This window comes from Mucilaginibacter lappiensis, assembly GCF_050433765.1.
GTDB lineage: Bacteria > Bacteroidota > Bacteroidia > Sphingobacteriales > Sphingobacteriaceae > Mucilaginibacter > Mucilaginibacter lappiensis_A.
This window is the reverse complement of record NZ_JBNPWP010000007.1, coordinates 107798-133712: the sequence shown is the minus strand read 5'-3', so window position 1 is coordinate 133712 and position 25915 is coordinate 107798. Positions and strand designations below refer to the sequence as shown.

The 25915-nt window shown below is 42.3% G+C and carries 23 protein-coding genes; 11 read left to right on the top strand and 12 right to left on the bottom strand.

Going from position 1 to position 25915, the window contains the following annotated elements; translation table 11 throughout:
* Nucleotides 1-15: 15 nt before the first annotated feature.
* The 4 genes from infB to M2273_RS20790 form a co-directional block, all read right to left on the bottom strand.
* Complete coding sequence (infB, locus tag M2273_RS20805) at nucleotides 16-3075, bottom strand: translation initiation factor IF-2 (protein ID WP_429399694.1); 3060 nt, start codon at nucleotides 3073-3075, stop codon at nucleotides 16-18.
* A 59-nt stretch (nucleotides 3076-3134) separates the two neighbouring features.
* A complete protein-coding gene (gene nusA / locus M2273_RS20800; protein WP_429399693.1) occupies nucleotides 3135-4370 on the bottom strand; it encodes a transcription termination factor NusA in 1236 nt (411 codons plus the stop codon).
* Between the two features lie 3 nt (nucleotides 4371-4373).
* The gene (gene rimP, locus M2273_RS20795) at nucleotides 4374-4838 is read right to left on the bottom strand and encodes a ribosome assembly cofactor RimP (RefSeq protein WP_429399692.1); all 465 of its coding nucleotides are present in this window, start codon (nucleotides 4836-4838) and stop codon (nucleotides 4374-4376) included.
* A gap of 130 nt (nucleotides 4839-4968) precedes the next feature.
* Nucleotides 4969-5388: a hypothetical protein gene (locus tag M2273_RS20790; protein ID WP_429399691.1), complete on the bottom strand. Its 420-nt coding sequence runs from the start codon at nucleotides 5386-5388 to the stop codon at nucleotides 4969-4971.
* A 228-nt stretch (nucleotides 5389-5616) separates the two neighbouring features.
* Between M2273_RS20790 and M2273_RS20785 the strand changes: the two genes are divergently transcribed.
* Nucleotides 5617-6072 carry a hypothetical protein gene (locus M2273_RS20785; RefSeq protein ID WP_429399690.1) on the top strand — a complete coding sequence of 152 codons (456 nt, stop codon included), beginning with the start codon at nucleotides 5617-5619 and terminating at the stop codon, nucleotides 6070-6072.
* A gap of 197 nt (nucleotides 6073-6269) precedes the next feature.
* Here the strand turns inward: M2273_RS20785 and M2273_RS20780 are convergent, their stop codons facing one another.
* The gene (locus M2273_RS20780; RefSeq protein WP_429399689.1) at nucleotides 6270-8639 is read right to left on the bottom strand and encodes a prolyl oligopeptidase family serine peptidase; all 2370 of its coding nucleotides are present in this window, start codon (nucleotides 8637-8639) and stop codon (nucleotides 6270-6272) included.
* 90 nt (nucleotides 8640-8729) lie between these two features.
* Here M2273_RS20780 and M2273_RS20775 point away from each other — a divergent pair, with 90 nt between their 5' ends.
* A complete protein-coding gene (locus M2273_RS20775; RefSeq protein ID WP_429399688.1) occupies nucleotides 8730-9248 on the top strand; it encodes a GNAT family N-acetyltransferase in 519 nt (172 codons plus the stop codon).
* 110 nt (nucleotides 9249-9358) lie between these two features.
* Here the strand turns inward: M2273_RS20775 and M2273_RS20770 are convergent, their stop codons facing one another.
* On the bottom strand, nucleotides 9359-11185 hold the full coding sequence (locus tag M2273_RS20770; protein ID WP_429399687.1) for an FAD-dependent oxidoreductase: 1827 nt from the start codon (nucleotides 11183-11185) through the stop codon (nucleotides 9359-9361).
* A gap of 87 nt (nucleotides 11186-11272) precedes the next feature.
* Between M2273_RS20770 and M2273_RS20765 the strand changes: the two genes are divergently transcribed.
* Complete coding sequence (locus M2273_RS20765) at nucleotides 11273-11809, top strand: YfiT family bacillithiol transferase (protein ID WP_429399686.1); 537 nt, start codon at nucleotides 11273-11275, stop codon at nucleotides 11807-11809.
* A gap of 167 nt (nucleotides 11810-11976) precedes the next feature.
* On the opposite strand, the gene M2273_RS20760 is transcribed toward M2273_RS20765, so the two are convergent.
* From M2273_RS20760 to M2273_RS20745, 4 genes are all read right to left on the bottom strand, one after another.
* Nucleotides 11977-15708, bottom strand: a complete 3732-nt coding sequence (locus M2273_RS20760) for an ATP-binding protein (protein WP_429399685.1) — start codon at nucleotides 15706-15708, stop codon at nucleotides 11977-11979.
* A gap of 66 nt (nucleotides 15709-15774) precedes the next feature.
* Entirely contained in the window at nucleotides 15775-16662 is an 888-nt protein-coding gene (gene fabD, locus M2273_RS20755; RefSeq protein WP_429399684.1) for an ACP S-malonyltransferase, read from the bottom strand.
* 93 nt (nucleotides 16663-16755) lie between these two features.
* Nucleotides 16756-17400, bottom strand: coding sequence for a GTP cyclohydrolase I FolE (folE, locus tag M2273_RS20750; RefSeq protein WP_429399683.1), 645 nt, complete (start codon nucleotides 17398-17400; stop codon nucleotides 16756-16758).
* A gap of 9 nt (nucleotides 17401-17409) precedes the next feature.
* The gene (locus M2273_RS20745; RefSeq protein WP_429399876.1) at nucleotides 17410-17826 is read right to left on the bottom strand and encodes a 6-pyruvoyl trahydropterin synthase family protein; all 417 of its coding nucleotides are present in this window, start codon (nucleotides 17824-17826) and stop codon (nucleotides 17410-17412) included.
* A 228-nt stretch (nucleotides 17827-18054) separates the two neighbouring features.
* On the opposite strand from M2273_RS20745, the gene mqnB reads away from it, so the two are divergent.
* The 6 genes from mqnB to M2273_RS20715 all read left to right on the top strand — a co-directional run bounded on the left by mqnB (nucleotide 18055) and on the right by M2273_RS20715 (nucleotide 22385).
* The gene (gene mqnB, locus M2273_RS20740; protein WP_429399682.1) at nucleotides 18055-18675 is read left to right on the top strand and encodes a futalosine hydrolase; all 621 of its coding nucleotides are present in this window, start codon (nucleotides 18055-18057) and stop codon (nucleotides 18673-18675) included.
* A 102-nt stretch (nucleotides 18676-18777) separates the two neighbouring features.
* A complete protein-coding gene (locus M2273_RS20735; RefSeq protein WP_429399681.1) occupies nucleotides 18778-19638 on the top strand; it encodes a menaquinone biosynthesis family protein in 861 nt (286 codons plus the stop codon).
* 354 nt (nucleotides 19639-19992) lie between these two features.
* Nucleotides 19993-20322 (top strand): ArsR/SmtB family transcription factor, encoded by a 330-nt coding sequence (locus tag M2273_RS20730; protein ID WP_429399680.1) that lies wholly within the window; start codon nucleotides 19993-19995, stop codon nucleotides 20320-20322.
* A gap of 54 nt (nucleotides 20323-20376) precedes the next feature.
* Nucleotides 20377-20784, top strand: coding sequence for a VOC family protein (locus M2273_RS20725; RefSeq protein WP_429399679.1), 408 nt, complete (start codon nucleotides 20377-20379; stop codon nucleotides 20782-20784).
* Between the two features lie 11 nt (nucleotides 20785-20795).
* The gene (locus M2273_RS20720; protein ID WP_429399678.1) at nucleotides 20796-21290 is read left to right on the top strand and encodes an SRPBCC family protein; all 495 of its coding nucleotides are present in this window, start codon (nucleotides 20796-20798) and stop codon (nucleotides 21288-21290) included.
* Between the two features lie 195 nt (nucleotides 21291-21485).
* On the top strand, nucleotides 21486-22385 hold the full coding sequence (locus M2273_RS20715; RefSeq protein WP_429399677.1) for an alpha/beta fold hydrolase: 900 nt from the start codon (nucleotides 21486-21488) through the stop codon (nucleotides 22383-22385).
* Between the two features lie 132 nt (nucleotides 22386-22517).
* On the opposite strand, the gene hflX is transcribed toward M2273_RS20715, so the two are convergent.
* Nucleotides 22518-23702 (bottom strand): GTPase HflX, encoded by a 1185-nt coding sequence (hflX, locus tag M2273_RS20710; protein WP_429399676.1) that lies wholly within the window; start codon nucleotides 23700-23702, stop codon nucleotides 22518-22520.
* A 261-nt stretch (nucleotides 23703-23963) separates the two neighbouring features.
* Here hflX and aat point away from each other — a divergent pair, with 261 nt between their 5' ends.
* Nucleotides 23964-24605 (top strand): leucyl/phenylalanyl-tRNA--protein transferase, encoded by a 642-nt coding sequence (gene aat, locus M2273_RS20705; RefSeq protein WP_429399675.1) that lies wholly within the window; start codon nucleotides 23964-23966, stop codon nucleotides 24603-24605.
* A gap of 79 nt (nucleotides 24606-24684) precedes the next feature.
* The gene (ruvC, locus tag M2273_RS20700; protein WP_429399674.1) at nucleotides 24685-25266 is read left to right on the top strand and encodes a crossover junction endodeoxyribonuclease RuvC; all 582 of its coding nucleotides are present in this window, start codon (nucleotides 24685-24687) and stop codon (nucleotides 25264-25266) included.
* A gap of 79 nt (nucleotides 25267-25345) precedes the next feature.
* Here ruvC and M2273_RS20695 read toward each other — a convergent pair whose 3' ends face one another.
* On the bottom strand, nucleotides 25346-25912 hold the full coding sequence (locus M2273_RS20695; RefSeq protein ID WP_429399673.1) for a hypothetical protein: 567 nt from the start codon (nucleotides 25910-25912) through the stop codon (nucleotides 25346-25348).
* Between the last annotated feature and the right edge of the window lie 3 nt (nucleotides 25913-25915).

The following is a 25915-nucleotide window of genomic DNA, read 5'->3' as shown; positions in this document are numbered from 1 at the left end:
ATACCGTAGCGGGTGTTACAACTTGCGTTTAACCTCTACGTTTTCATAAGCTTCAACAATGTCGCCTACTTCAATGTTATTAAAGTTTTGGATATTTAAACCGCACTCATAGCCGGTAGCAACTTCTTTCACATCATCTTTAAAGCGTTTTAGTGATGCCAGCTCACCTGTATGTATAACAACACCATCACGAATGATACGGATTTTACTGTTACGGGTGATCTTACCATCCAGTACCATACAACCTGCAATGGTACCCACCTTACTGATCTTGAAGGTTTCGCGTATCTCTACGTTGGCAACAATCTTCTCTTCAAAGGTTGGTGCAAGCATACCTTCCATCGCGGCTTTGATCTCATTTATCGCATCGTAGATGATAGAGTATAACCTGATATCGATCTGCTCGGCCTCAGCCAGCTTACGGGCACTTCCTGACGGACGAACCTGGAAACCTATAATGATGGCATCAGATGCAGAAGCCAGCAATACATCAGACTCGGATATCTGACCAACTGCCTTGGATATGATGTTAACCTGTATTTGCTCGGTTGATAGTTTAAGCAATGAATCGGACAATGCTTCGATAGATCCATCCACATCACCTTTAACAATAATGTTAAGTTCCTTAAAGTTACCAACTGCCAAACGGCGGCCAATTTCATCAAGGGTGATATGTTTCTGGGTGCGTAAACCTTGCTCACGTTGTAATTGTAAACGTTTGTTAGCAATTTCACGTGCTTCAACTTCACTTTCCAGTACGTTAAACTTATCGCCTGCTGTTGGTGCTCCCTGCATACCCAATACCTGTACCGGTGTTGATGGACCTGCAGATTCAACCCTTTGGCCACGCTCATTGGTTAATGCCTTAACACGGCCGCTATAACAGCCGGCCAGTATAGGGTCACCAACTTTTAACCTGCCTGCCTGTACCAATATGGTAGTTACTATACCGCGGCCTTTATCTAAGGCTGCTTCAATAACAGTACCTACGGCACGTTTATTAGGATTGGCTTTTAATTCAAGCAATTCGGCCTCAAGCAATACTTTTTCTAAAAGCAGCTCAATATTTAAACCTGTTTTGGCCGATATTTCCTGTGTTTGATATTTACCACCCCACTCTTCAACCAAAATGTTCATGGCCGATAATTGCTCACGTATTTTATCAGCGTTAGCACCTGGCCTGTCAATTTTATTGAAGGCGAAGATAATAGGTGCACCTGCAGCTTGCGCATGGTTTATGGCCTCGCGGGTTTGCGGCATCACGCTATCATCAGCGGCTATTACTATAATTACAATATCTGTAACCTGTGCACCCCTTGCACGCATGGCGGTAAACGCCTCGTGACCCGGAGTATCCAGGAATGTTATTTTACCCTTATCGCCCGGCAAGGTTACTTCATAGGCACCAATGTGCTGGGTAATACCTCCGGCTTCGCCACCTATTACGTTTGTTTTACGTATAAAGTCAAGCAATGAGGTTTTACCGTGGTCAACGTGACCCATTATGGTTACAATTGGTGCACGTGGTATCAGATCGGCCGGATCATCTGGCTGATCAAGGTTAGCTTCCTCATCCTGTGGTTTTACAAACTCTATCTGGTAGCCAAACTCATCAGCAACAATGCTCAGTGTTTCGGCATCAAGCCTTTGGTTAATGGATACAAACATACCCAGGCTCATACAGGTTGATATGATCTGCGTTACAGATACATCCATCATCAAAGCCAGCTCATTAGCAGTTACAAACTCTGTAACCTTTAATACTTTTGACTGTAATTCCTGCTCCAGTGCCAATTCTTCGGCTGTAGAGGCTACATCATCACGTTTTTGACGGCGGAACTTAGCACGCTGTGCAAACTTACCTGATTTACCTGCGCCGCTTAAGCGGGCCAGGGTTGCCTTAATTTGATCCTGTATATCTTTTTCTGACGGCTCTTCTTTCGGACCAGTGTTTTGAGGGGCATTACGGTTCCTGAAATCAGGACGATTGCCACCGCCACCACCCTGGTTAGGGCCACCTGCGTTAGGATTATTACCACGGTTCCTGAAATCGGGACGGTTTGGATTGATGGTTCCACCTGCTGGCGGCGGGGTATGCCCCTGCTGCTGCGGCGGGTGATTGCCACCACCACCTTGTTGTCCACCATGTCCCTGTTGCGGGTTTCCCTGGTTATCTTTACGTTTTCTTTTCCGTTTATGATCAGCGCTGTTAGCGTTTGATGACGATGCTATCGGGTTGCGCTTAGGCGCATTAACCGGTAACTGTATTTTACCAATCACGTTAGGACCTGTAAGACGTTCGGCTTTTGCCCTGATCACATCAGGTCCCTGATTATTATCATCAGCAGCAGCGGCCGGAGTTTCGGCAACAGGTGTCTGAACAACGGGTGCAGGTTCTGCTACAGGCGCTTTTGGCTCTTCAACCTTTGGCGTTTCAGCAACAACCGGTTTAGGCTCTTCGGCTTTCGGTGCTTCGGCAACTTTAGGCTCTTCAGCTTTTGGTGCTTCGGCAACTACTTCTTTTGGTATTTCGGCCTTAGGTTCCGGTTTTGGCTCGGGAGCTACAGGTTCGGGCTGTTTAACAACTTCAACAGGCTTTGCCTCCACTGGTTTTTCAACCGGGGGTTGTGGCTTTGCATTTAAGTTATTAAGATCAATTTTACCAACCACCTTAACGCCTGGCAAAACGTCATTGCGCTCATCAGATTTTTCGGGAGCGGGTTCAACCGGTTTTGGTTTTTCTGCCTGCGGCGAAGCATAATGACCGGTGTTCTTGATCAATATCTCTTCGTTCTCAAAATCCCTTGAACGGCGGTTTTCAACCGGTTTTTCAGGAAACGCTGCAGGCTCTTCTTTTCTGATCTTACCGATACTGATCTGCTTGGCTTCCTCCTTAATACTTTTGTCAACAGCAAACTCCTTCAACAATGCGGTATACATGTCGCCATCCAGCTTCGCCATAGGTTGCTTTTCAACTTTATAGCCTTTTGTAGCCAAAAAATCGACAATGGTACCCATACCAATGTTGAGTTCTTTTACTGCTTTAATTAATTTTATTGATTTGTCTTCTGACATTTATTATAATTTCTCTGCTTATTATCGCAAAAATACGATTTTAATTTTGGTTATTATGCTTATTCAAACTCAGCATTCAATATTGATAACACTTCTTTTACAGTTTCTTCTTCCAAATCTGTACGTTTTACCAACTCTCCTACTGTTAAAGCAAGCACCGATTTTGCTGTATCTAAACCTATACGTTTAAATTCATCAATTATCCAGCTATCAATTTCATCTGAAAATTCTTCGATGTCCACATCTTCGTCATGCTCATCGGCTTCACGGTAAACATCAATTTCATAGCCGGTTAATTTACCTGCCAGTTTAATGTTATGTCCGCCACGACCGATAGCTAATGATACCTGATCAGGCTTTAAGTACACTGCAGCTGTCTTTTTATCATCATCTAACTTAATAGAAGTTATTTTGGCTGGTGATAATGCACGCTGAATATACAACTGAATATTGTTGGTGAAGTTGATCACATCAATATTTTCGTTCTTAAGCTCGCGCACTATACCATGTATACGTGATCCTTTCATACCCACACAGGCACCTACCGGGTCAATGCGGTCATCATATGATTCAACAGCCACTTTAGCTCTTTCGCCAGGCTCACGCACTATTTTTTTAATGGTGATCAGTCCGTCGAAAATTTCAGGCACTTCCAGTTCAAACAAACGTTGTAAAAACTCAGGAGCTGTACGCGATATAATGATCTTCGGGTTACTGTTCAGCATATCTACTTTATATACTACCGCTTTTACGCTGTCGCCTTTTTTAAAGTAATCGGCTGGTATCTGCTCGGTTTTTGGAAGCAACAATTCGTTGCCTTCATCATCAAGCACCAGGGTTTCTTTTTTCCAAACCTGGTAAACCTCACCGGTAACAATTTCGCCAACGCGGTCTTTATATTTTTTAAATATCTCGTCTTTTTCCAGTTCCAGAATTTTTGAAACCAGTGTTTGGCGGGCAGCTAAAATAGCACGGCGACCAAAGCTTTCCAGCGTGATCTGCTCAATGTAATCATCGCCAATTTCCAGGTCGGCATCAAGCAATTTTGCTTCGGCCAGTTCAATTTCAAGGTCATCATCTTCACTAAAACCATCCTCCATAACCTTACGGGTACGCCAGATCTCCAAATCCCCGTTATCGGTATTTACAATTACGTCGCAATTCTCATCAGTGCCATATTTTTTCCTGATCATGCTTCTGAAAACGTCTTCCAGAACGCTCATCATGGTTGGGCGGTCAATGTTCTTGAAATCTTTAAATTCCTGAAAAGAATCAATTAAATTAATATTGCTCATTTTCTACTTGAATGATATTAAAACTTTTGTTTCTGTTATTTGATCAATAGGGATAACGCTTTCAACAGTTTCAGCTTTTTTCCCTTTTTCTTTTATTTTTTCTTCAATGATAACGGCATCCTCTGTGATGGCCGTTAACTTACCTTCTCTTTTAGCTCCATCGGTCATTTTTATGGCCAGGTTGCGCCCTATATTCTTGGCATACTGCCTGGTTGACGAAAGCGGGTAATCAATTCCCGGTGATGATACTTCCAGATTATAAGGAGTATCTATTACATTTTCCTCTTCCAGATGAAAGCCTACATGCCTGCTCACCTGCACACAATCATCAATGCCCAGCCCGTTATCACCGTCAATCAGCACAATTAATTTTCCGTTCGAATGCATTTTAACATCCACTAAAAACAAATTCGGCTTATCGGCTATCTTCTCTTCAACCAGCTCTTTTACCCTCTTTTCAATATTCATTACCCTTCGGTATTTTTGACAGATAATTTGATTGATAAAATAAAAGAGGGGACAAATCGCCCCCTCTTTTTTTTAATTAGGTGCAAATATACATAATTATATTTGATTTTCAAGCAATTCACAGCAGTTTTTACTTAATTATCAAATCAGAATAGTGCAAACTACCCGGCCTGTTAGGCCCCATGATAAAATCGCTTACTTTATTGCCGGCGTCAAATTTATAGTATCGAACAAAATAGGTTTGATGGGCCATAAAAGGCGTATCGGGTGTAAAAATAACGGCGTTATCCTTAATCTGGTATGTACCCGGCTGCACCGGCTGATAGTTTTTCAGATCTGTATCTGCCGGCATGCGGTAAACCGGCAACAGGCTTTGCCAGTTACCCCCTGCCGAGTCGCGGTTGATCTCATGCATTACAGCATTATCTAACCCACTGATCCTTACAGCCTGTTTGTTATTTTCAAAGCCTACCTGCACTGCATTATTATTATCCTTATTGACAGTGCAGCCCAAATTAATGAATACAAGTAGCCATAATAACTTTTTCATGATGTTGCCGCGCCTGGGTTTATGTAGCTCATTTCTAATGTAACAAACTTGATTTAATCTTTTTTGGTTATTCCGGATCTTCTACGTAATTACTTACTGCCAAACTTGCATTTTTATAAAATGAACAAAAAGGGTTATGTAATAATGAGAAGAATTATTCAATTAAGACAACATTTGGGCGACTTAAAAGCGTATAATTGCCAATTAAAATTTAAAACCAAACCTTACATGAAAAAAGTAATACCTGCTATTTTGCTTTGCCTGTTTTTATTTGCCTGTAAAAAAGATAAAAACTCTCCTGCAAATGCTTCAATTGTTGGCACCTGGACCGTAAACAGTTCTACGATGTCTTTTTATGATAAAAACGATAAACTTTTAGGATCTGATGATACCGGAGATGACAAGGTAACTTTTACGAGTAAAGGAGTTGTAACCGGTACCTCTACTGATGATATGAGTGGAACTACTACTTATGTTGTGAGCAGTTCAGGTGGTAAAAATTATCTTAAGATCACTACCGACGATGGCCAGCAAAATATTCTTTCCATTACCTACGAGATTATAACCTTAACTGACCATAATCTGGAGTTTAAATCAGATAATTTATATGACCCAGATGTGCCAGATACGTATAATGGTGTGTACTATACCAAAGTTATACTTGATCTTAAAGCAAGCCGGTAAAAACTGATCTTTCATACAATTGATTTACATATATCAATTTGGCTAAAGCCAAGCTGGTTCATTTTACCCGTTGGCTAAAGCCAACGGCAATGACAAATACACTAAATAATTATAAAAATTCATCGCCGTCCCATTTATGGGACGGTTTAAGAAATTGCTAACTGGCTTTAGCCTAATAACCCCGATGGGAAAATTAGTTATTTATTTTTCAGCGTTTGCTCAAATAGCTTAAATATGCGTTTGTATTCGTCCGTCCAGCTGCTGGGTTGTTCAAAGGCATGATCCTCTACCGGGTACGAGGCCAGCTCCCAGTTTTCCTTATGCAGTTCAATTAGTTTTTGTGTGAGCCGGATGATATCCTGGTAATTTACGTTTTGATCAACCATGCCATGCAGCATCAGCAAATTTCCTTTTAAGCCATTGGCAAAGTATATAGGCGAACTTTTACGGTAAGCGTTTTCATCAGTAAATGGCTCATTTAAAATGTTGGCTGTGTACTCGTGGTTATAATGCGCCCAGTCGGTTACTGAACGGATGGCTCCGCCTGCCGCGAAAACATCAGGCTCGGTAAACATAGCCATCAGGGTGATGAAGCCGCCATAAGAGCCACCGTATAAACCTACATGGTTGGGGTTAATACCAAATTTTTCAACCAGGTATTTTACCCCATCAACCTGATCGGTAAGGTCTTTGCCGCCCATGTGGCGATATATACCGGTACGCCAGTCGCGGCCATAGCCCGCGCTTGCTGTATAGTCAATATCGAGTACGGTATAACCATTGTCGGCCAGCATATTATTAAACATAAACTCGCGGAAATAATAGCTCCAGGAATAGGTTACGTTTTGCAGGTAGCCTGCGCCATGTACAAAAATAACGGCTGGTTTTGCCGGGTCAGGGTGCTTAGGCAAATACTGGTGGGCATAAACATCGTTGCCATAACGGTTTTTAAACGTAACGATCTCCGGATCGCGCCATGGGTATGATTGAAACTCCGGTGTAATGGAATTGGTTATCTGCACAGCTTTTGCCCCCGGCTTATTTGGCTGCAGGTACAACTCCCAGGGCTTGTTGGAGTAAGAGTACCGTATAGCCAGCCATTTTTCGTCGGGCGATAGTGTTACATCATTACCGCCCTTCATGCTGGTTATTTTACCCGGCTTGCCGCCGCTTACCGGGATACTATAAAAGTCGGTAACACCTGGATGCTCCATATTCGCGGTAAAATAAAATGTCTTTTTATCGGTAGATAAGCGCAGGGTTTGCACTTCCCATTTACCACTGGTGAGCTGTTTTTTTGTACCGTTAACTACATCAACCAAGTAAATGTGCGAATAACCGCTGGCTTCGCTCTGAAAATAAAAGTGCGTATCGTCAGTAAACCCAATATTACCTGCCGGCGAGTCTTCAATACCCGGTCCGCCTATCCAGGCTTCGTCACGCTGGCGATCAAGCAGGGTTAGCTTACCGGTTACCGGGTCAAGACGCATGATCCACCGGTCCTTATTATCCTGTGCATTTACTACCACCACCGCGTTTTTACCATCAGCGCTCCAAAACGGACCTTCAATATTTACCTTCCTGTCGGCATTAAGCTGTTTCCGCTCTGCCAGTTCCTTTGGGTAATCCTTAATATAGTCGGGCAGGTCTTTTATCCCAGGGATATCTTTAGTGATAACCGGGTAAACCGATTGCCGCCGTGTATCAAAAATAAACGTTTCGGAAGTTGACGAGGGGCGACCAACTTTGGAACGGTTGGGAATATCCTCCGTAAATCCCGACGCGGTTACGTAATTAGGAACTATGGCATTCTTAACACCATCGGCGGCTTTAATGAGTCGATAGGTAACATATTTGCTATCAGGGCTTATCCTCACCGAATTTATCCTGTTTTCGCCAATAACTATTTCTTTTATTTGTTGAGGTTCCAAAGCAGCATTCTTAGCCGAATCTTGCTTTTCCTCCTTCGCTTCCTTCTTTATTACATCAAAAAGCTCAAGCTGTTGCTTTTTAAGCCATAGCTGCTGGTCATTAAGGGTTTCGGGCCCTTTTTTATTTTTTGATGATCGAACAAAATTGGTTAACTGTCTTAACTGCCCGCCGTTTAGTTTCAGTGCAAACAGGTTGTTGTCTTGCTTAAATATCACCTCACTTTCGTCACCGCTAAAAACCGGGGCATTTTCCTCCTGCTCGGTATTGGTTAGCTGAATAATCTTGCTTGTTTTAATATTCTCCAAGAACAGGTCACCATTTTTTTCAAAAACCTTTTGGGTATAATTTTTATTCCAGATGCCACTGGCGCTGGTTAAATTGCGTTGCTCGGCAATGCTTACCTTTTGCGGGGTAATATTGGTCGGGGTAACCGCATACAGTTCGTCGGTTTCGGTTTTAGCAGGATTCCATTTAAAATAGATCTTTTTACTATCATCGCTCCAGCGAATGTCAATGGGTGATACCCCGATCCATTTAGGGTCACGCATGATCTTTTCGATGGTAAGGGTATCCAGCTTTTGAGCAAATGCGCCTGCGGTATTTATGAGTAATATTAAAGTAAATAGTTTTTTCATGGATGTGTGAGCGGCAAAATGCCGTTAAAATGCACGCAATTTAGCAGTTTTGGCAATCATTGTTATTTTTAGGCATTTTATTGTTACAAAATGGAATTAAGGGGCCCAGGATTTATTTTAAGAGGATGGTTTGAAGGCGATGAACGATCATTGCAAAAGCACGCGGATAACCCTAATGTATCGGCTTTTTTAATGGATCGGTTCCCTTATCCCTACACCATGCAAGATGCCTTCAACTGGATAGCCTTTATGCAAAACCAGCAGCCGCTAACCAATTTCGCCATAGTTATTGATGGCCAGGTTTGCGGCGGAATTGCTGTTGATTTAATGGATGACGTGAACCGCAAAACAGCCGAAATTGGTTACTGGCTCGCAGAGCCTTACTGGGGCCAGGGCATAGCAACCGAAGCGGTTAAGATCATAACCGGATACACTTTTAAAAATTTAGATATCATACGCCTGCAAGCCGGCGTATATCATAAAAATACAGCTTCCATGCGGGTGCTGAAAAAGGCCGGATACATTAAAGAAGGTATAATGCGTAATGCGGTTATTAAAAACGGCGTAGTGATGGATAAGCACATGTACGCCATTTTGAAACCCGAATAGTTTATATGATGCATGATTTATGAGCTGACTCCCCCGTCTGCGCTTCGCTGGGTAACGACAGTTTTCTTTGCTCCTTTATCTAATTATCTTTTATCTAATTTTGCCCAACCTTAGTTCACCATTCGCCCTGTTGTGTCAACCGTACGGGCAAAGGGATTTAAGAACTTATTGGCTAAAATGGCAAATTCGCGCCGGGTAATGGGGCGGTTCATATCAAAATCAGATGTGAATTTATATTGTGTTTTCCAGGCCTTTTGTATACTGATCTGCAGGGATTTTGGTTCAGTTAAAGTGATCTCGCTAATGAACGACAGCAGATTGCCCTGCGTAAATTTTTCGGCTGGCTTTTCTTTATTGAACCATAAAAAAGCACGGGCATATATCTCCTTAAAAAAAGGTTCAACCTCGGCGGTATTTACTACAGAATCGGGCATAAAAAGCAATTTCGCGCTATTACCCTTTACTTGTTGAATCCCCTTTAGCAAACCTGTTGCCCCAACCTGCTGCATCGACCTAAAATACGGATCACTTTGTTTTATATCAGTAAAAGGCAATAACCAGGCTTTAAAATCAAGCAGCTCGCCCTGTATTAATCTTACGTTTAGTCTTTTGGTGGTGGTTTTAAAGAACGCGCAAAAAGCGGCTGTTGCACCGGCGCCCTGCCCTATGCTCATTTGCACTGATGGGTACATGCTACTGGCATTTACCAGATGCGATACCGACATTGCTTTTTCAGTAACCAGTAAATTATCCAGATCTTTTAAAACAATAGCACCCAATGGGATGCTGTAAGCTATAAACGGCGGATAATTGGTTTTAGGAGCAGTCCCCTCGCCATAATGCTGACCGGGTGAGGCATCGCCAACGGCAATGGAAGTACGGTATAGTTTAGATTCGCGATCATAAGGTTTGTACACATCATTAAGTGTCATGCGCACCAAACCTTTAGTGCGCTCAGCCTCGCGGATATAAGGGATAAAAGGCAGGTGATCAGGAGTTGGAAACTCATCATCAATGCCTATATTTTTAAAGCCCAGTTCTGTTTGTAAATAGTATATAAGCCCCAACGTATGCAGGCGGGCTTTGGCATAAAATGCATCGCGGTTAGCCGGTTTCAAATCATCGGCCGTGGTAGGATATTGGTTACCGCAGCCCGCCCATTTTATCATATACTTATCATTGGGTAGCCTGCCATCGTTTAGCATTTTACCAATGTCTTTCCCTTTTAAACAGGCGTAATTACCGGCATCGTAGCCTGTGGGTTTAGCAATGGTTTTATCGGCACCCCGGCCAAAATCTTTTAAAATGGCTATCCAGGTAATATCCTGTATGCGTGGCAAAGCGGTTTGTGGCGCTAAGTCCTCACCGGTATCCTGCGCGCTGTCAAAACCCGAAACAAATGCTTCACCGGCCATTGCAGCCACATCGCCGGTTTCGGTGGCATCAACCACCACTTTTGCTTTTACCGTGGTTTTTTTATTGTTTATGGTGATGCTTACCTGCCAGCCTGTGCCATCTTTTTCAATGGCTGTAAATGGAGTATTTAATTTTACGGTGAGGTTTTTTACTGTATCGGTTATTTTTTTGAGGATGGCTGCACCGGTATACGGCTCAAAGCGCAGGGTGGCATTGTAGGTGGTATCATACCCTAACCTGTTTTTATAAAAATCCCTTACATGTTTACGAAACTCGCCCCAAATACCCGATGGCAGATCACGGTTCCCCTCAACTACACACATGCCGCCTGCGGTCATGCTGCCGCCCAGCCATGGTCCCGGCTCAACCAATAAGGTTTTTAATTTGCTGCGTGCACCCTGTATGGCTGCTGCTGTACCGCTTGCCCCGCCGCCAATAACCAGGATGTCGGTTTTGATGGTTTGGGCGTATGTAAATGAACTATTTAAAAGGAACAGTATTAAAAATATCTTTTTAACCATTGGTTTAAGTAATAGGTACTGAACGCTAAATTAGAGCAAAAGCTTGTGGTAGTTTAAAATAATACCTAAATTAATTTTTTTTAGCCCATGACAGACGAACAAATGAAATTCCCGATAGGGAAATTTGCGCCCCCGGCATCATATACCAACGAAGATATACGCCAGTGGATAGATGATTTAAACACCTTACCTGGTAAATTAAGACTTGCTATTGCTGGTTTAAATTATCAGGAACTGGATACACAATATCGTCCCGGCGGCTGGACCCTCAGACAGGTGATACATCACCTGGCCGATAGTCATATGAATACCTTAACCCGCTTCAAACTGGCATTAACCGAAAACAACCCGGTTATAAAACCATATCAGGAGGCCGACTGGGCCCTGCTGCCCGACTATCGCTTACCGGTTGAACCGTCATTAAAAATGCTGGAAGGCATACACCAGCACCTTGTTGCCTTACTTGAAAGTTTTACAGAAAATGAATGGGCCCGCTCCTTTATTCATCCGGAATCAGGTGATCAGATTTCCCTTATACGCGGACTTGCCCTGTATGCATGGCACAGCAATCATCACCTGGCACATGTTACAGAAACAGTTAAGAAATTCCAGATGAAAGCTTAAAGCCAAAAGCCCAAGGGTTTTAATATTGAACACTGAATTTCGAATGCAGATTGATGAAGTAATAAGAAACTGAAACTCAGAATTCCTTGTGCTTGTCATCCTTCGTTATTCGGAATTTTACATTCGATATTCATTATTAAAAGCTTTTTAGCTTTAAGCCTTCAGCTTTATACCGCTGCCGGAAAACTCAGGTAAAAAGCGGTTCCACTGCCCATGGTTGTTTCGAACCAGATTTTACCGTTTGCGTTTTCAATGGAGTTTTTAACAAATGCCAACCCCAAACCTGTTCCTGAGCTTTTGGTGGTAAAGTTGGGTTCAAATATTTTTTCGCGCATGTTTTCGGGGATACCATTACCATTATCCTTTATGGTAAGCAACACATTTTTACTGGTTATCAGGTAATTGATTTCAATTTCACCCTTCCTGCCGGGCGGGGTTGCTTCAATAGCGTTCTTTAATAAGTTATTAAAACAGCGCAACAGTTGGTCACGGTCGGCACTGATAATAAACGGTGTTTCAGGAGATTGATAAGTTATATAGATATTATCCATTTGCTTAAAAATGGTGACCGCCTGACCCAGCATTTCAAAAATATTGATCTGCTCGATACGGGTATCGGGCATTTTGGCGAAGGCCGAAAACTCTGACGCAATAGACGACAAGCTCTCAATCTGTTCTACAAATGACCGACTAAAACGCTCAAACTTTTGATCAAACTTAGGGTCCTTATCTTTCCATGATTTATCAAGCAGCTGCAAGCCAAGCTTTAGTGGTGTTAAAGGATTTTTAATTTCATGGGCTACCTGCTTGGCCATTTCGCGCCAGGCGCTTTCACGCTCTGACTGGGCCAGCCTATGCGCACTATTCTCCAGGGCCGATATCATTTTATTATACTCTTTTATAAGTGCCCCTATCTCATCATTACGGGCCCACTTAATATGCTCGTTCTTTTTACCGTATATGGTTTTACTTAAACTTTCCTGTATAAAATTCAGGGGAGCAGTAATTTGCCTGGCTATAATAACAGCAAACAAGCCAATGGCAATAAACACTATAGCGTATACATTGATCATTACATTGAGCAATGAACTGATGCGCTCCCGGTAATCGGCTTCGTTAGAAAAATAAGGCAGCTGAATGTAGGCTATGATTTTGTTTGAGCTAATGATGGGGGCATAAGCCGCTTTATAACTTAACTCACCAATTTTTTCTTCATTTACAAACTCCGATTTTTTCAGTCTGCTTAAATAAATAAAAGCCTTGGCATTCATCCTTTTAGCCGACAAACCGTGTTCGTAAATTTTGGGCTGCGTGGTTACCAGGGGTACACCATTGGTATCAAACAAGATCAGGTCGGTTGAGTAATTATTGGCCAGTTCGTTAAAGCTTACCTGGCTTTCCTCGTTAACATTGTATATGTATTTGTTAAAAATACCGCTTTCAAATGCCGTAACAATACGGGTTATTTTATCGCGGATCATTTTGTCCTGTTGGGTATGGTACTGGGTACTTATGGATACAAAGGTGATAAAGCCTACCATAACAAGCGTTATCATTACTGCAAATATCATAGAGAACTGTATGCGGGTTCTGTACAAGATCCGGTCAAAATTTATTTTGAAGTGCCACCTCAATCCATTATCATTAATGCTCAATATCCTCACATGCATCCATAACCACCTGATAGTTACAACAATGGCGCTAAAAATCAGCAGCACCACAAAAAAGAAGGTGAGCGAGGTTACCCCGTTATATAACGAGTTTTGCTCTTTGCTCACTACTATTAAATTACGGTTGCTGGGCTTGTATATAAGATGGTTATATGATGTAAAACTATCGTACCACTCTCCGGTATTGTTCCTGGTAGTTTTAACCTGGTATTTTCTAATATCGCCGGTGAACTCTGTATTGTCAAGCGAATAAACATAATTGCCCTTTTGACTCAGCAATTTATTATCAATATAAAACGCGTAAGAATAGTCCTTAAACTCATCTTCGGGTTTTATATGCCCGTCAACCAGTAATTCGGGAAATGAGCCAGAAGGCTGCAACGGTTTTGATTTTAATTCAATTACCAAAGTACCCAATTGTTTACCCCCATAATTAACAGGCAGTATGGCAAAGTAATTTTGAAATCCGAAAGATTCGTTTTCACGATAAAAATAATCTGATACCTTGAATGAACTGTACAACACCAGGTCCTTAAATACATTTAACGAATAATTATCGCTTGTTAATGGTTGGTCCTGGTCATTATACTCATGTACTTTAAATTCATATTTTGACAAATAGCCATCAAAATAAAGTTTCTGAAAACGGGTTTTCAGAAAATCACTATTATGTACGGAGTCTTGTTTAAAATACCCGATTATGGCTGAGTCGGTAATGATCTGGCCCTCTATTCGCTTAAAAATATAATCAGCAGTCGCATCGTCCGGAACTTCCAGCTTTTGAACCAGGGCTTCACGTGTTTGCCTTTCTTTTACACTCTCAAACTGGTTAAGCTTTATAGCCGATATAAGCGAACATATTAATATAATGCCTAAAAAAGTTACTGCATTAAGCCGCCTCTTGTGGTATAAAAAACCATAGGCCCTTATAATGACCAGCATTGACCATAAAATGTAAAACGACGTATATTCCTTAAACCAGGCAAAAGCCACAGTTGTTAAAATAACACCGAGCACTAACAGGAATAATTGATGTGAGCGCGGTATGGTAAGCTTTAAGCAAATGAAAAGTGCAATCTCATTAATAAGGTAAAATATCAGGAAACTAAAACACAGCATTAATACACCAAGCACGCTAAAGCCCGACAGGCTAAGCACATTATTTACATTAAAACTTATTTTTGAGTTGATGACCAGGCCATAAAATAAATTTAAAAGCAAGGTAGACGTTACAATAAGTACCAATATACATGCTACTATAATAACATAACTTGCACCCTTACCGGGTATACCGGTAAATAAACGGTTACGCTGCAAATACAGAAAGGCAACAAACCAAAATATGCATAGCATATTGATGCAAAAATCGCCCAGGGAAGGATATACAACACTGGAGGCATAGTAAGCCGGGTTAAAAACAGCCACCGTATACGCAAAATCGGGCATGTTGTAATGCAGGTTAATATACCTGAAGGTCACTATAAACAAGGCCAAAAAAATTACCGCCAACAGGGCATAATCCTTTGATGCCACATAACAACAAATGTTATGCATTAAAATGCACAACGTTATAACAGTTAGTATCCAAAATGCCAGTTCATAGTAAACAAAGGCATCGTTTACACTGTTTGCTTTTAGTTTTATCGAAAATAAATAATCATTATTGCTGCTGTGTACCTCATATATATTCTGATCAGAAAAATCGGCAATATCAATATTGTTATCCTTAACCAGGTCCTTGTCAAATGTGTTTTGGAGATACTGGTTTTCAAACGCGTAAGTAACTTTTATAGGGATAAAAAAAATGACAGAAAAGTCGCCCTTGGTTTTCCTTATCGTTTCATAATAACCATTGGGCTGTTTAATAAATGAATAACCCTCTTTTATGCCGGCAAAATTATCAGGAATAACTTTTATACCGCTCCAAAACTTTAAGTGATTATCATGCAGCGTAATAAACCAAATATGGTTAAGGTTGGTAAACTCATTAATACAGTTAAGTGCATCCTGCTCATTATTGGGCAGGTTCTTTAATTGTCTGAATTTTAACTTATCGTTTATCTGCGCATTTATATAAGCTTCTTTTTTGTGCAGGCTTTTTTCAAGTGTAAGGCCGGTTTGCACCAGGTTATTTACCGGTGTATATGTTTTTTGAACAATGATAGCCGTTATTAATAAACAAATGCCTATCAAGCTCAGCAACAAGCGTATTTTTCCGGAGGTAGTCAAATTGCCTTATACTTATAAATAATTTACAAATAACGATAAAAGGCACCTTGCAGTGCCTGTAATTAACTATTGTTGTAAAGCCGCGCTACTGGTAGGCACTGCCATATCAACCTTTTTTACCAGGCCCTGCAATACTTTACCAGGGCCTACTTCGGTAAATGAAGTGGCACCGTCTTCCAGCATGTGCTTTACGGTTTGTGTCCATCGTACCGGACCGGTGAGCTGGGCTATTAAATTATGTTTGATCTGGGCCGGGTCGGTATACGGTTTAGCATCAATATTTTGATATATAGGGCAAACCGGCTGGTTAATTGCTGTGGCTACAATAGCCGCTTCCAGTTCAACCCTTGCCGACTCCATAAGCGGGGAATGGAACGCGCCGCCAACTTTAAGCTTTAAAGCTCTTTTAGCACCGGCGGCAAGTAGTTTTTCGCAGGCTTCATCAACCCCGGCAATGCTGCCAGAAATTACCAGCTGCCCCGGGCAGTTATAATTCGCGGTTACCACCACATTGGTTGCCTGCCGGCAAATATCTTCAACAGTAAAATCATCCAGACCCAAAATTGCTGCCATGGTTGATGGCTGCAGCTCGCAGGCTTTTTGCATAGCATTGGCACGTGCTGCCACTAAACGCAAACCATCCTCAAATGATAATGCACCAGCTGCTACTAATGCAGAAAATTCGCCTAATGAATGGCCGGCAGCCATTTCGGGCTTAAAATCATCGCCCAAAACCGCGGCTAAAATAACCGAGTGTAAAAATATGGCTGGCTGTGTAACATTGGTTTGAACAAGATCTTCGGGGGTGCCATCAAACATGACATCGGTAATACGAAAACCTAAAATATCATTGGCTTTTTCAAATAGTTCGCGGGCTTTTTCTGATTGTTCATACAGATCTTTACCCATACCTGGAAACTGGGCTCCCTGCCCCGGAAAAATATATGCTTTCATAGCCCCCTAACCCCCTAAAGGGGGAATTTGTTGTTAATTGTTTATAATTTAGTTTATTATCCCTAACGCTCCCCCTTCAGGGGGCCTGGAGGCTTAGCCTAATTTTGCCGATATCAAATTTAAAAATTCCGTACGGGTTTTTTCCTTTAAAAACTCGCCGGTAAATGCCGACGTGGTAGTTACTGAATTTTGCTTTTGTACACCGCGCATGCTCATGCACAAATGGCGGCACTCAATAACCACACCTACTCCAATGGGGTTTAGTGTATCCTGTATACAATCACGGATCTCATTGGTGAGGCGTTCCTGTACCTGCAGGCGACGGGCGAAAACATCAACTATACGCGGTATTTTGCTTAGACCAACTACATAGCCGTTGGGGATATAGGCAATATGCGCTTTACCAAAAAACGGCAGCATGTGGTGCTCGCACATAGAGTACACTTCAATATCCTTAACTATCACCATCTGGCTGTACTCCTCTTTAAACATAGCCGAGTTCATGATCTCTTTGGCATCAAGATCATAGCCGTGGGTAAGATATAGCATGGCCTTGGCCATACGTTCGGGGGTTTTTAATAAGCCCTCGCGGTTGGGGTTTTCACCAATTTGTTTTAAAACGCCATGATAGTGGTTTGACAGGTTATCGATCAGTTCGGGATTGTACCTGTCAACCTTGGTGTAACCATACATATCATCGTCATCGTCGTCGCGGGCTGGAATGTGGTCGTTGTTCATTTTATAAAATTATCCGCCGAAGTATTCCGCGGAATTGTTTTCAGTTTCATACAGTTTAACCGAGTGTAAAAAAACACCCTCATACGCTTCAATGGGCGCTTTAAGCTGGTTAAATATCTCAATACACAACAGTTCTGTCGATGCCATTTTGCCTTCCATAAAATCAACATCCTTATTGATGTTCTTATGGTCAAGCTTTTCAATAACGTAATCGTTAATGATGATCTTAAGCTCTTTCAGATCAATCAAATAGCCTGTCGCGTGCGTAACTTCGCCTTTAACGGTTACAAACAGGTTGTAGTTATGCCCATGCCAGTTAGGGTTGGCGCATTTGCCAAATACCTCATTGTTTTTTTCAGCGCTCCATTCCTCACGGTACATCCGGTGAGCGGCATTAAAATGTTCTTTGCGCGTTATATGTATCATCATAATAATCGTGGGTGCAAATATACAAAACAAAAATAGGTGAGTTGTTTTATCTTAGCAGTCAAAAAAAAGCAATACTTGGCCTCACCCTGCCCTCTCCTTTGGAGAGGGTTCAAAATTGCGAAGTTAAAATCCTTTCCTTTGGAGAGGATTATTCGCTATTTATATTTATTAGTGCTCATGAAGGCTTCGCTATTTAAGTGAGGCTAAGTATCAAAAAAAAGCAATATGCATATATTAATAGTTGCGGCCACCGCTTTTGAAGTTGAACCTTTAGCCAATAGTTTTGGCAACCAGCTTGATATATTGATAACCGGTGCAGGTATGGTACCTACCGCCTTTGCCCTGGGGCGGCAGTTTAACATGCATAAATACCACCTGGTGATTAACCTGGGCATAGCCGGTAGTTTCGACAGGGAAATTACCCCGGGCTACGTAGTTGAAATAACCGAAGATACTTTTGCTGAAACGGGGGCCGAAGATGACCAGGAATTTATACCTATTACTACGCTTGGCTTTGGCGAAAACACCTTTAAACCCACAACTACGCTTGAGAATATTTGCAATAGCCTTTACCTGTCAAAAGCAAAAGCCATTACCGTAAATACCGTGCACGGCAATGAGGAATCCATTAAAAAAGTACAGGGACGCTTGAACCCGCAAATAGAAACCATGGAAGGCGCCGCCTTTTTTTATGCCTGCCGACAGTTTAATGTGCCATGCATCCAGATCAGGGCAGTGTCAAATTATGTAGAAAAACGTAACCGCGACAACTGGGATATACAGCTGGCCATCAAAAATCTGAATAACTTTGCCATTGAACTGGTTAGCCGGATCATTAATAATTAATTGAGGTTCGTGTTGTGGGGATCGGGGTTCGTGTTGACCGGGAGTATAACATGACAAACAAACCACGCTCCCCGCAACACGAACCCCGCAACACATACACTTATGAAACTAACACTTGGCTTTTCGCCCTGCCCTAATGATACTTTTATTTTCGACGCGCTGATACATCATAAAATTGATACCGAAGGCCTGGAGTTTGAGGTTTTTTATGATGATGTGGAAACCCTTAATCAAAAAGCGTTTCGCGGCGAGCTGGATGTTACCAAACTAAGTTACCATGCCTTTGCCTACGTGGCCCATAAATATGTACTGCTTGACGCGGGCAGCGCCCTGGGGTTTGGTGTGGGTCCGATGCTGATCTGTAAAGACAATCCCGAAAAACTGCTTACGCAACTCGAAACCGGCAACCCGCAACCGCTAATTGGTATCCCCGGTAAATATACAACCGCTAATTTTTTATTGGGCAACGCTTTCCCTAATGCTACCAATAAGGTGGAGCTTGTTTTTTCGGATATTGAAGATGCTGTTCTGGAGGGTCGCGTTGATATTGGTCTGATCATTCACGAAAACCGTTTCACCTACCAGGACAAAGGCCTTAAAAAGATCCTTGACCTGGGCGATTACTGGGAAAAACAAACCGGCTGCGCTATTCCACTGGGCGGTATTGTGGTCAATCGCAGCCTGCCTGTTGATGTTCAGCATAAATTAAACCGGGTGTTACGCAAATCTGTTGAGTTTGCTTTTGCCAACCCTAAATCCGGCCTGGGGTTCATCCGCTCACACGCTCAGGAAATGAGCGAAGAAGTGATGTATAAACATATTGAATTGTATGTAAACAAATACTCTGTTGATTTGGGCGATGAAGGCCGCAAAGCCATTAAGCTGCTTTTTGATACCGCGTTGGCCAATCAAACCATTCCGGCTATAAAAGAAGAGCTGTTTTTAACTTCCCTTGCCCACTAAAGCACATTAATTCCAAATTCTCCGATTGTTCTGAGGAACGAAGGATCTTTACTACCTTACCCATGACGTTTTGTTTTTAGTTTCCCCCTTGAGAGGGGGTGCGTAGGAATCGAGCGGGGCAGGAGTGTGTTTATACGTGTGATAAAAAAGGACACACCACTCCACCCCCTCTCAAGAGGGGAATCGCACAACCCTCCGCTTTCTACATCATTCACCCTTTAGATATCGCTGGTTTTGATAACTCAGAATGACAAGCTTTCTTTCTTAATCTTCCATTCTCAAAAAAATTTTCCAATTAAATTTGCGTAAGCGAATGCTTACATATATATTTGAGTAAGCAAACACTTACACATCATGACCAGCACCAGAAGAGACGCATTCCAGGCCATAGCCGACCCAACACGCAGGCAGATCATTAACCTGATCGCTCACCAGCCTTTAAACCTGAATGCCATTGCCGAAAATTTTGATGTAAGCCGGCCGGCTATATCCCAGCATATTAAAATTTTGATTGAATGTGGCCTTATCAACATCAAAAAAAATGGCCGGGAACGGTACTGTGAGGCCAAATTACAACCACTGAATGAAGTGGCCCAATGGCTTGAACAATACAGAAAAGGCTGGGAAGAAAGATTTGACAAAATGGATGATCTGTTAGAACAATTAAAAAATAAAAACAAATAACAAAAAGCGATAAAACACTGAATAAGAATAGCGCAACAATTAATACATAAAACAATGACAAAACAATTTTGGCTTAATTTACCGGTGAAGAATATTAATCGGTCAAAGGATTTTTTTACCAATCTGGGGTTTTCATTTAAGGAAGGCCCGGGCAACACCGATACTTCGGCTGCACTATCTGTTGGTGGTATTGTGGTCATGCTTTTTGAGGAAGACTTTTTTAAAACCTGCTCCGGCAACGAGCTTACTGATACTAAACAGGGTACAGAGGTTTTAATGTCTGTTGATGCGGAAAGCCGGGAGGAAGTGGACGAACTGGCCAGGAAAGCGGCAGCTGCTGGTGGAATAGTTTTCGGGCAACCGGGTGAGCATCAGGGCTGGATGTATAGCTGCGGCTTTACAGATCCTGATGGTCATCGCTGGAATGTATTACATATGGATATGAGTAAAATGAAACATTAAACAATATAGCCATGTCATTAAAAAATAAAACTACCATCGCCGCCCAACCGGGCAGGCAGGAGATTTTTATCACCCGCGAATTTGAAGCCCCGCGCGAACTTGTTTTTAAGGCTTTTACCGACCCTGAACTGGTAATACAATGGCTGGGGCCACACGAGCTTAAAATGCGGATTGAAAAATTTGACGCCACACCGGGCGGCTCATACCGCTATATTCATACCGACCCTGCTGGAAACGATTATGGCTTTCATGGCGTTTGCCATGAGTGTACAGCCCCGGAGCGAATTATCCAAACATTTGAGTTTGAAGGTTTGCCGGAAAAAGGACACGTAGTATTAGAAACCGCACGATTTGAGCCTTTGCCAAGCGACCGGACAAGAGTAACTATACAATCTGTTTTTCAATCGGTTGCAGACCGCGATGGCATGCTGCAGTCTGGCATGGAAAGAGGAGTTAATGATTCGCACGAACGCCTGGAAGAGTTGCTTGCAAATATTACAGTGTGATCAAAGTTTGCCCTGTCATCCTGAACGGAGTGAAGGATCTACTCGCCGGTATATCTATCGAAAACAGATTTTTCGCTTCGCTCAGCATGCCGGGCTTAGCAGAATAACAATTTGTTAAATAAAGTTAAATACGCATTGACGATCAGCTTATTAGCAAAAACTATGGTATGTTGCGGCAGTTAATCAGCACTTATCATGAAAATATTATTGTATCTGTTAACGGGTATAGTTTTATCAGGAGTCATAGTTTCCTGCAACAACACATCTCAAAGTTCAGCAACAAATACCGGTGCCAAAATCGCGGTGCATAATGATGGTGTCAATATAGCTTATACCGACACCGGCAGAAATGATACTACCCTCTTGTTTGTACATGGCTGGTGCATTAACAAATCATACTGGGCCAACCAGGCTGCTTATTTTGGTAAAAGATACCGGGTTGTGGCTATTGACCTGCCCGGCTTTGGTCAATCGGGTAAAAATCGCAATCAGTGGAACACCCTGGCATTTAGCAGGGATATTGATTCGGTGATCAAGCAATTAAAGCTGAAAAAAGTGATCCTGGTTGGCCACTCCATGTCGGGCGATGTGGTATTGCAAGCTGCTGTTGATAATCCTAAACAGGTGATTGGCCTGGTAGTAGTTGATATTTTTAAAAATGTTGGGAAAGATGAGGTACAAACCGAGCAGGCAAAAAAAGAATATGCAGCCGCGATAGATTCATTAAAACATCACTTCAAAAAAATAGCTTTTGATTATTTTAATCAAGCTCTTTTTTATTCTACAACTACCGCGGCTGTTAAAAAAAGAGTGCTTAATGATGTGACCCATGTTGATACCGTTATTGCTGCAGCCTGTATGGAACCTAATGATGATTTTAACGAGGTGACAAAATTAAAGGCAGCAAAAACTAAATTATACCTCATCAACAGCGATGTGGAACCTACTGATACTACCCATTTAGCAGCAAATAAAATCCCATACAAATTATTGTACATTCATGCCACCGGGCATTTCCCGATGATTGAAAAACCACAACAATTTAATATGCTTTTAGATAACGTAATTGCAGACATCAAAACCCTGAAAAAATAATTCCCCGGGTCATCCTGAACTTGTTTCAGGATCCCTCAGGACAAGTGAGCATCATGGAGTACTGCATGAATGTGGGGTGCCGAAACAAGTTCGGCATGACTTCGATTTTTATATAAAAACAAATGACCCGCCTCAATACAATAACTGGTCATACGGATACCTTTCTGTATGGATGGCCTTTACTTCCTCATACAGCAGATCCCTGAATTCGTCAACATTTTCTCTTTTTGTGGCCGATATAAATATAGCCGGACTATTGTTCTTAGCCATCCAGCTATGTTTAAAATCTTCTAAAGTAAGCGGTTCGGCTTGCTGCTCAAGCTGGTGCTGTTCGGGTTTAAAAGCATCTATCTTATTAAATACGGTGATCATCTTTTTATCAATGGCGCCAATATCTTTCAGGGTTTCATTAACGGTACGTATCTGATCTTCAAAATTAGGGTGCGAAATATCAACCACGTGTACCAGTATATCAGCCTCACGTACCTCGTCCAGGGTCGATTTAAAACACTCCACCAAATGATGGGGCAGTTTGCGGATAAACCCAACCGTGTCTGACAACAGGAAAGGCACATTCTCAATCACTACCTTACGTACCGTGGTATCCAGGGTGGCAAAAAGTTTATTTTCGGCAAAAACATCAGATTTTGATATCATGTTCATGATGGTTGATTTACCAACGTTGGTATAACCTACCAAGGCGGCACGCACCATCTGGGTCCTGTTTTTGCGCTGTGTTTCATTCTGTTTATCAATCAGCTTTAACCTTTCTTTAAGCAGCGCTATTTTATTCAGGATCAAACGCCTGTCTGTCTCAATTTGCGATTCACCCGGGCCACGCATACCAATACCACCCTTCTGGCGCTCTAAGTGGGTCCACAAACGGGTAAGGCGGGGTAATAAGTATTGCAGCTGAGCCAGTTCAACCTGGGTTTTAGCCTGCGCGGTTTGCGCCCGGTTGGCAAAAATATCCAGTATCAGGTTATTGCGGTCAAGTATCTTTACTTGTAGCTCCCGCTCAATATTACGCAGTTGTGATGGCGACAGTTCGTCGTCAAAAACCACCATGTCAATCTCTTCTTCAATTACAAAAGCCTTAATATCTTCCAGCTTACCCGAGCCCACAAAAGTAGCCCTGTCTGGCCGTTGCAGTTTTTGGGTAAAGCTTTTAACGGTTTCGCCACCGGCAGTAGCCACCAAAAACTCCAGCTCCTCTAAATATTCCTTCTCCTGCTCTTCGGTTTCGTGCGGTGTCATTACACCAACCAAAACAGCTTTTTCCTGCTTCACAGCAGTATCATAAAATTTTTGTTTCATTAACTATTCTTTATCAATCAAAGCGCCAGTTTAATAAATGGCATATAATTACACGCCGGCTTTAATTTCGGTGCCAAAGTTACATATAAAGCAATATATAAATTAATATCCTTATTTACGTGGCAAGGTATAAATGATCACAAGCTTTTGTAAAAAACAAAACAGAGTAAAGAAGCAGGCATCACTTGTAAAAGCCCCTGCCATTGCCAAAGCGCAAAATAAAAAACTGGTGATACGCCGCAAAGCGTAAATTTGCCCCTGATGATATTCAGGCTTGATGAACGTTTACTATTTCCAGAGCCCGCTCTGGCCGAACCAGACGGGCTTTTGGCTGTAGGCGGCGACCTGTCAACAGAGCGCTTATTGCTGGCCTATCAAAACGGCATTTTCCCATGGTATAGTGACGATTCGCCTATCCTGTGGTATTCGCCGCATGAGCGTTTTGTGTTGTATCCGCAGGAGCTAAAAATATCAAAATCAATGCGGCAGGTGCTGCGCTCTGGTAAATTCACTATCACTACCGATACCTGTTTTAACGACGTGATCTCTGCCTGCTCCACCGCCCCGCGCGAAGGCCAGGACGGTACTTGGATCACCGATGACATGAAAGCGGCTTACAACAAGCTACATGCCGAAGGACATGCGCACTCAGTTGAAGTATGGCAGAACGGTGAGCTGGTCGGCGGTATTTATGGCGTACAGGTTGGTCATGTTTTTTGTGGTGAAAGTATGTTTAGTCGCGCAAGCAATGCTTCCAAAACCTCACTGATACACTTGTGCCAAAGCGGGCAATTTGAGCTGATAGATTGCCAGGTGCATACAGAGCATTTGGAATCAATGGGCGCACGGATGATTAGCAGGGAACAATACATGACTGTTTTAAAAACCGGTTTAAGCTCCTGAATCCATGCCGGTAAAAATTCATGCAAGCTTTAAGCTTTACGCCTTCGGCTTTTAGCTACTATATAATTACCTTTGAAGCGTGCAGCAAGCAAATACCAAAGAACGTATAATTTTAGGCATCGACCCCGGTACGGCCGTGATGGGTTATGGCCTGGTTAAAGAAACCGGACCAAAAATAGAGCTCATAGCCCTGGGCGTAGTGAAGATGGAGAAGCTGGACGACCATATGCTGAAACTACAGCGCATATTTGAAAAAACCGTTGCCCTTATTGATAATTACCACCCCGATTGCCTGGCCATTGAGGCTCCCTTTTATGGCAAAAACATACAGGTTATGCTTAAGCTGGGCAGGGCGCAGGGTGTGGCCATGGCCGCGGCACTATCGCGCAAGGTGGAAATTACCGAATACGCGCCCCGCAAAATAAAGCAATCCATAACCGGTAATGGTAATGCCACTAAAGAGCAGGTTGCCGCCATGCTGCAAAATTTGCTGAGTTTTAAAGAAACCCCCGACTTTTTAGATGCCACCGACGGCCTGGCCGTAGCCGTTTGCCACTCTTTTCAACGCATAACTACGGGCAGCAAATCCGGCTCCGGCAGTAAAAAATCATACTCAGGCTGGGATACTTTTGTAAAAGATAATGCTAAACGGATTGTTTAGATAGATGTGCGGGTGTGCAGATGAAAAAATCCTGTCAGCCGGTCGAAGAATCGTGCTGAGCAGATTTGCTAAAGATACCTTATTGGATTATATTTCCATCAAAGTCGAGTTTGTACTTTCGGTTTTCCCAATCAGTAGCTAAAATATAATCAGCAGTAACTATAAAATCGCTTTCGCAATTACCCGGGGTCACAAATATATCAGCCCCACTTTGCTGCCAAATTATATCGCCATTTTTACTTAAACGAGTTATTTCCAGCTCGCTATGTACTATATAATCTGATTGATATTTAAAAATTTCAAAGCAGGATGCTCCATCTGCTTTTGTGTTCCAAAGCAACGACAAATTGGGCAAAGACAAACAAAACACCGTATCAGAACAACAAATAACCATGCGGTCTGCTTCAACCACAAATGATGTTTTATGAATAATTGTTCCTCCACCGTTTGCTCTTATTAGTATCCTTTTTAAAAGATCATCCGCTAAAAAGACGGAGACTTCATACATAGAATCAGACTTATATTCCGAACTTTCCCCATAAACAGCACTATAAAGGTTTAAATTATCTGCCGATCCTTCCTCAAAAGCAGGCTTACTATTAAATTTAAGTATGTAAGCACCGGCTGTAACTTCAGAAATAATCATCCG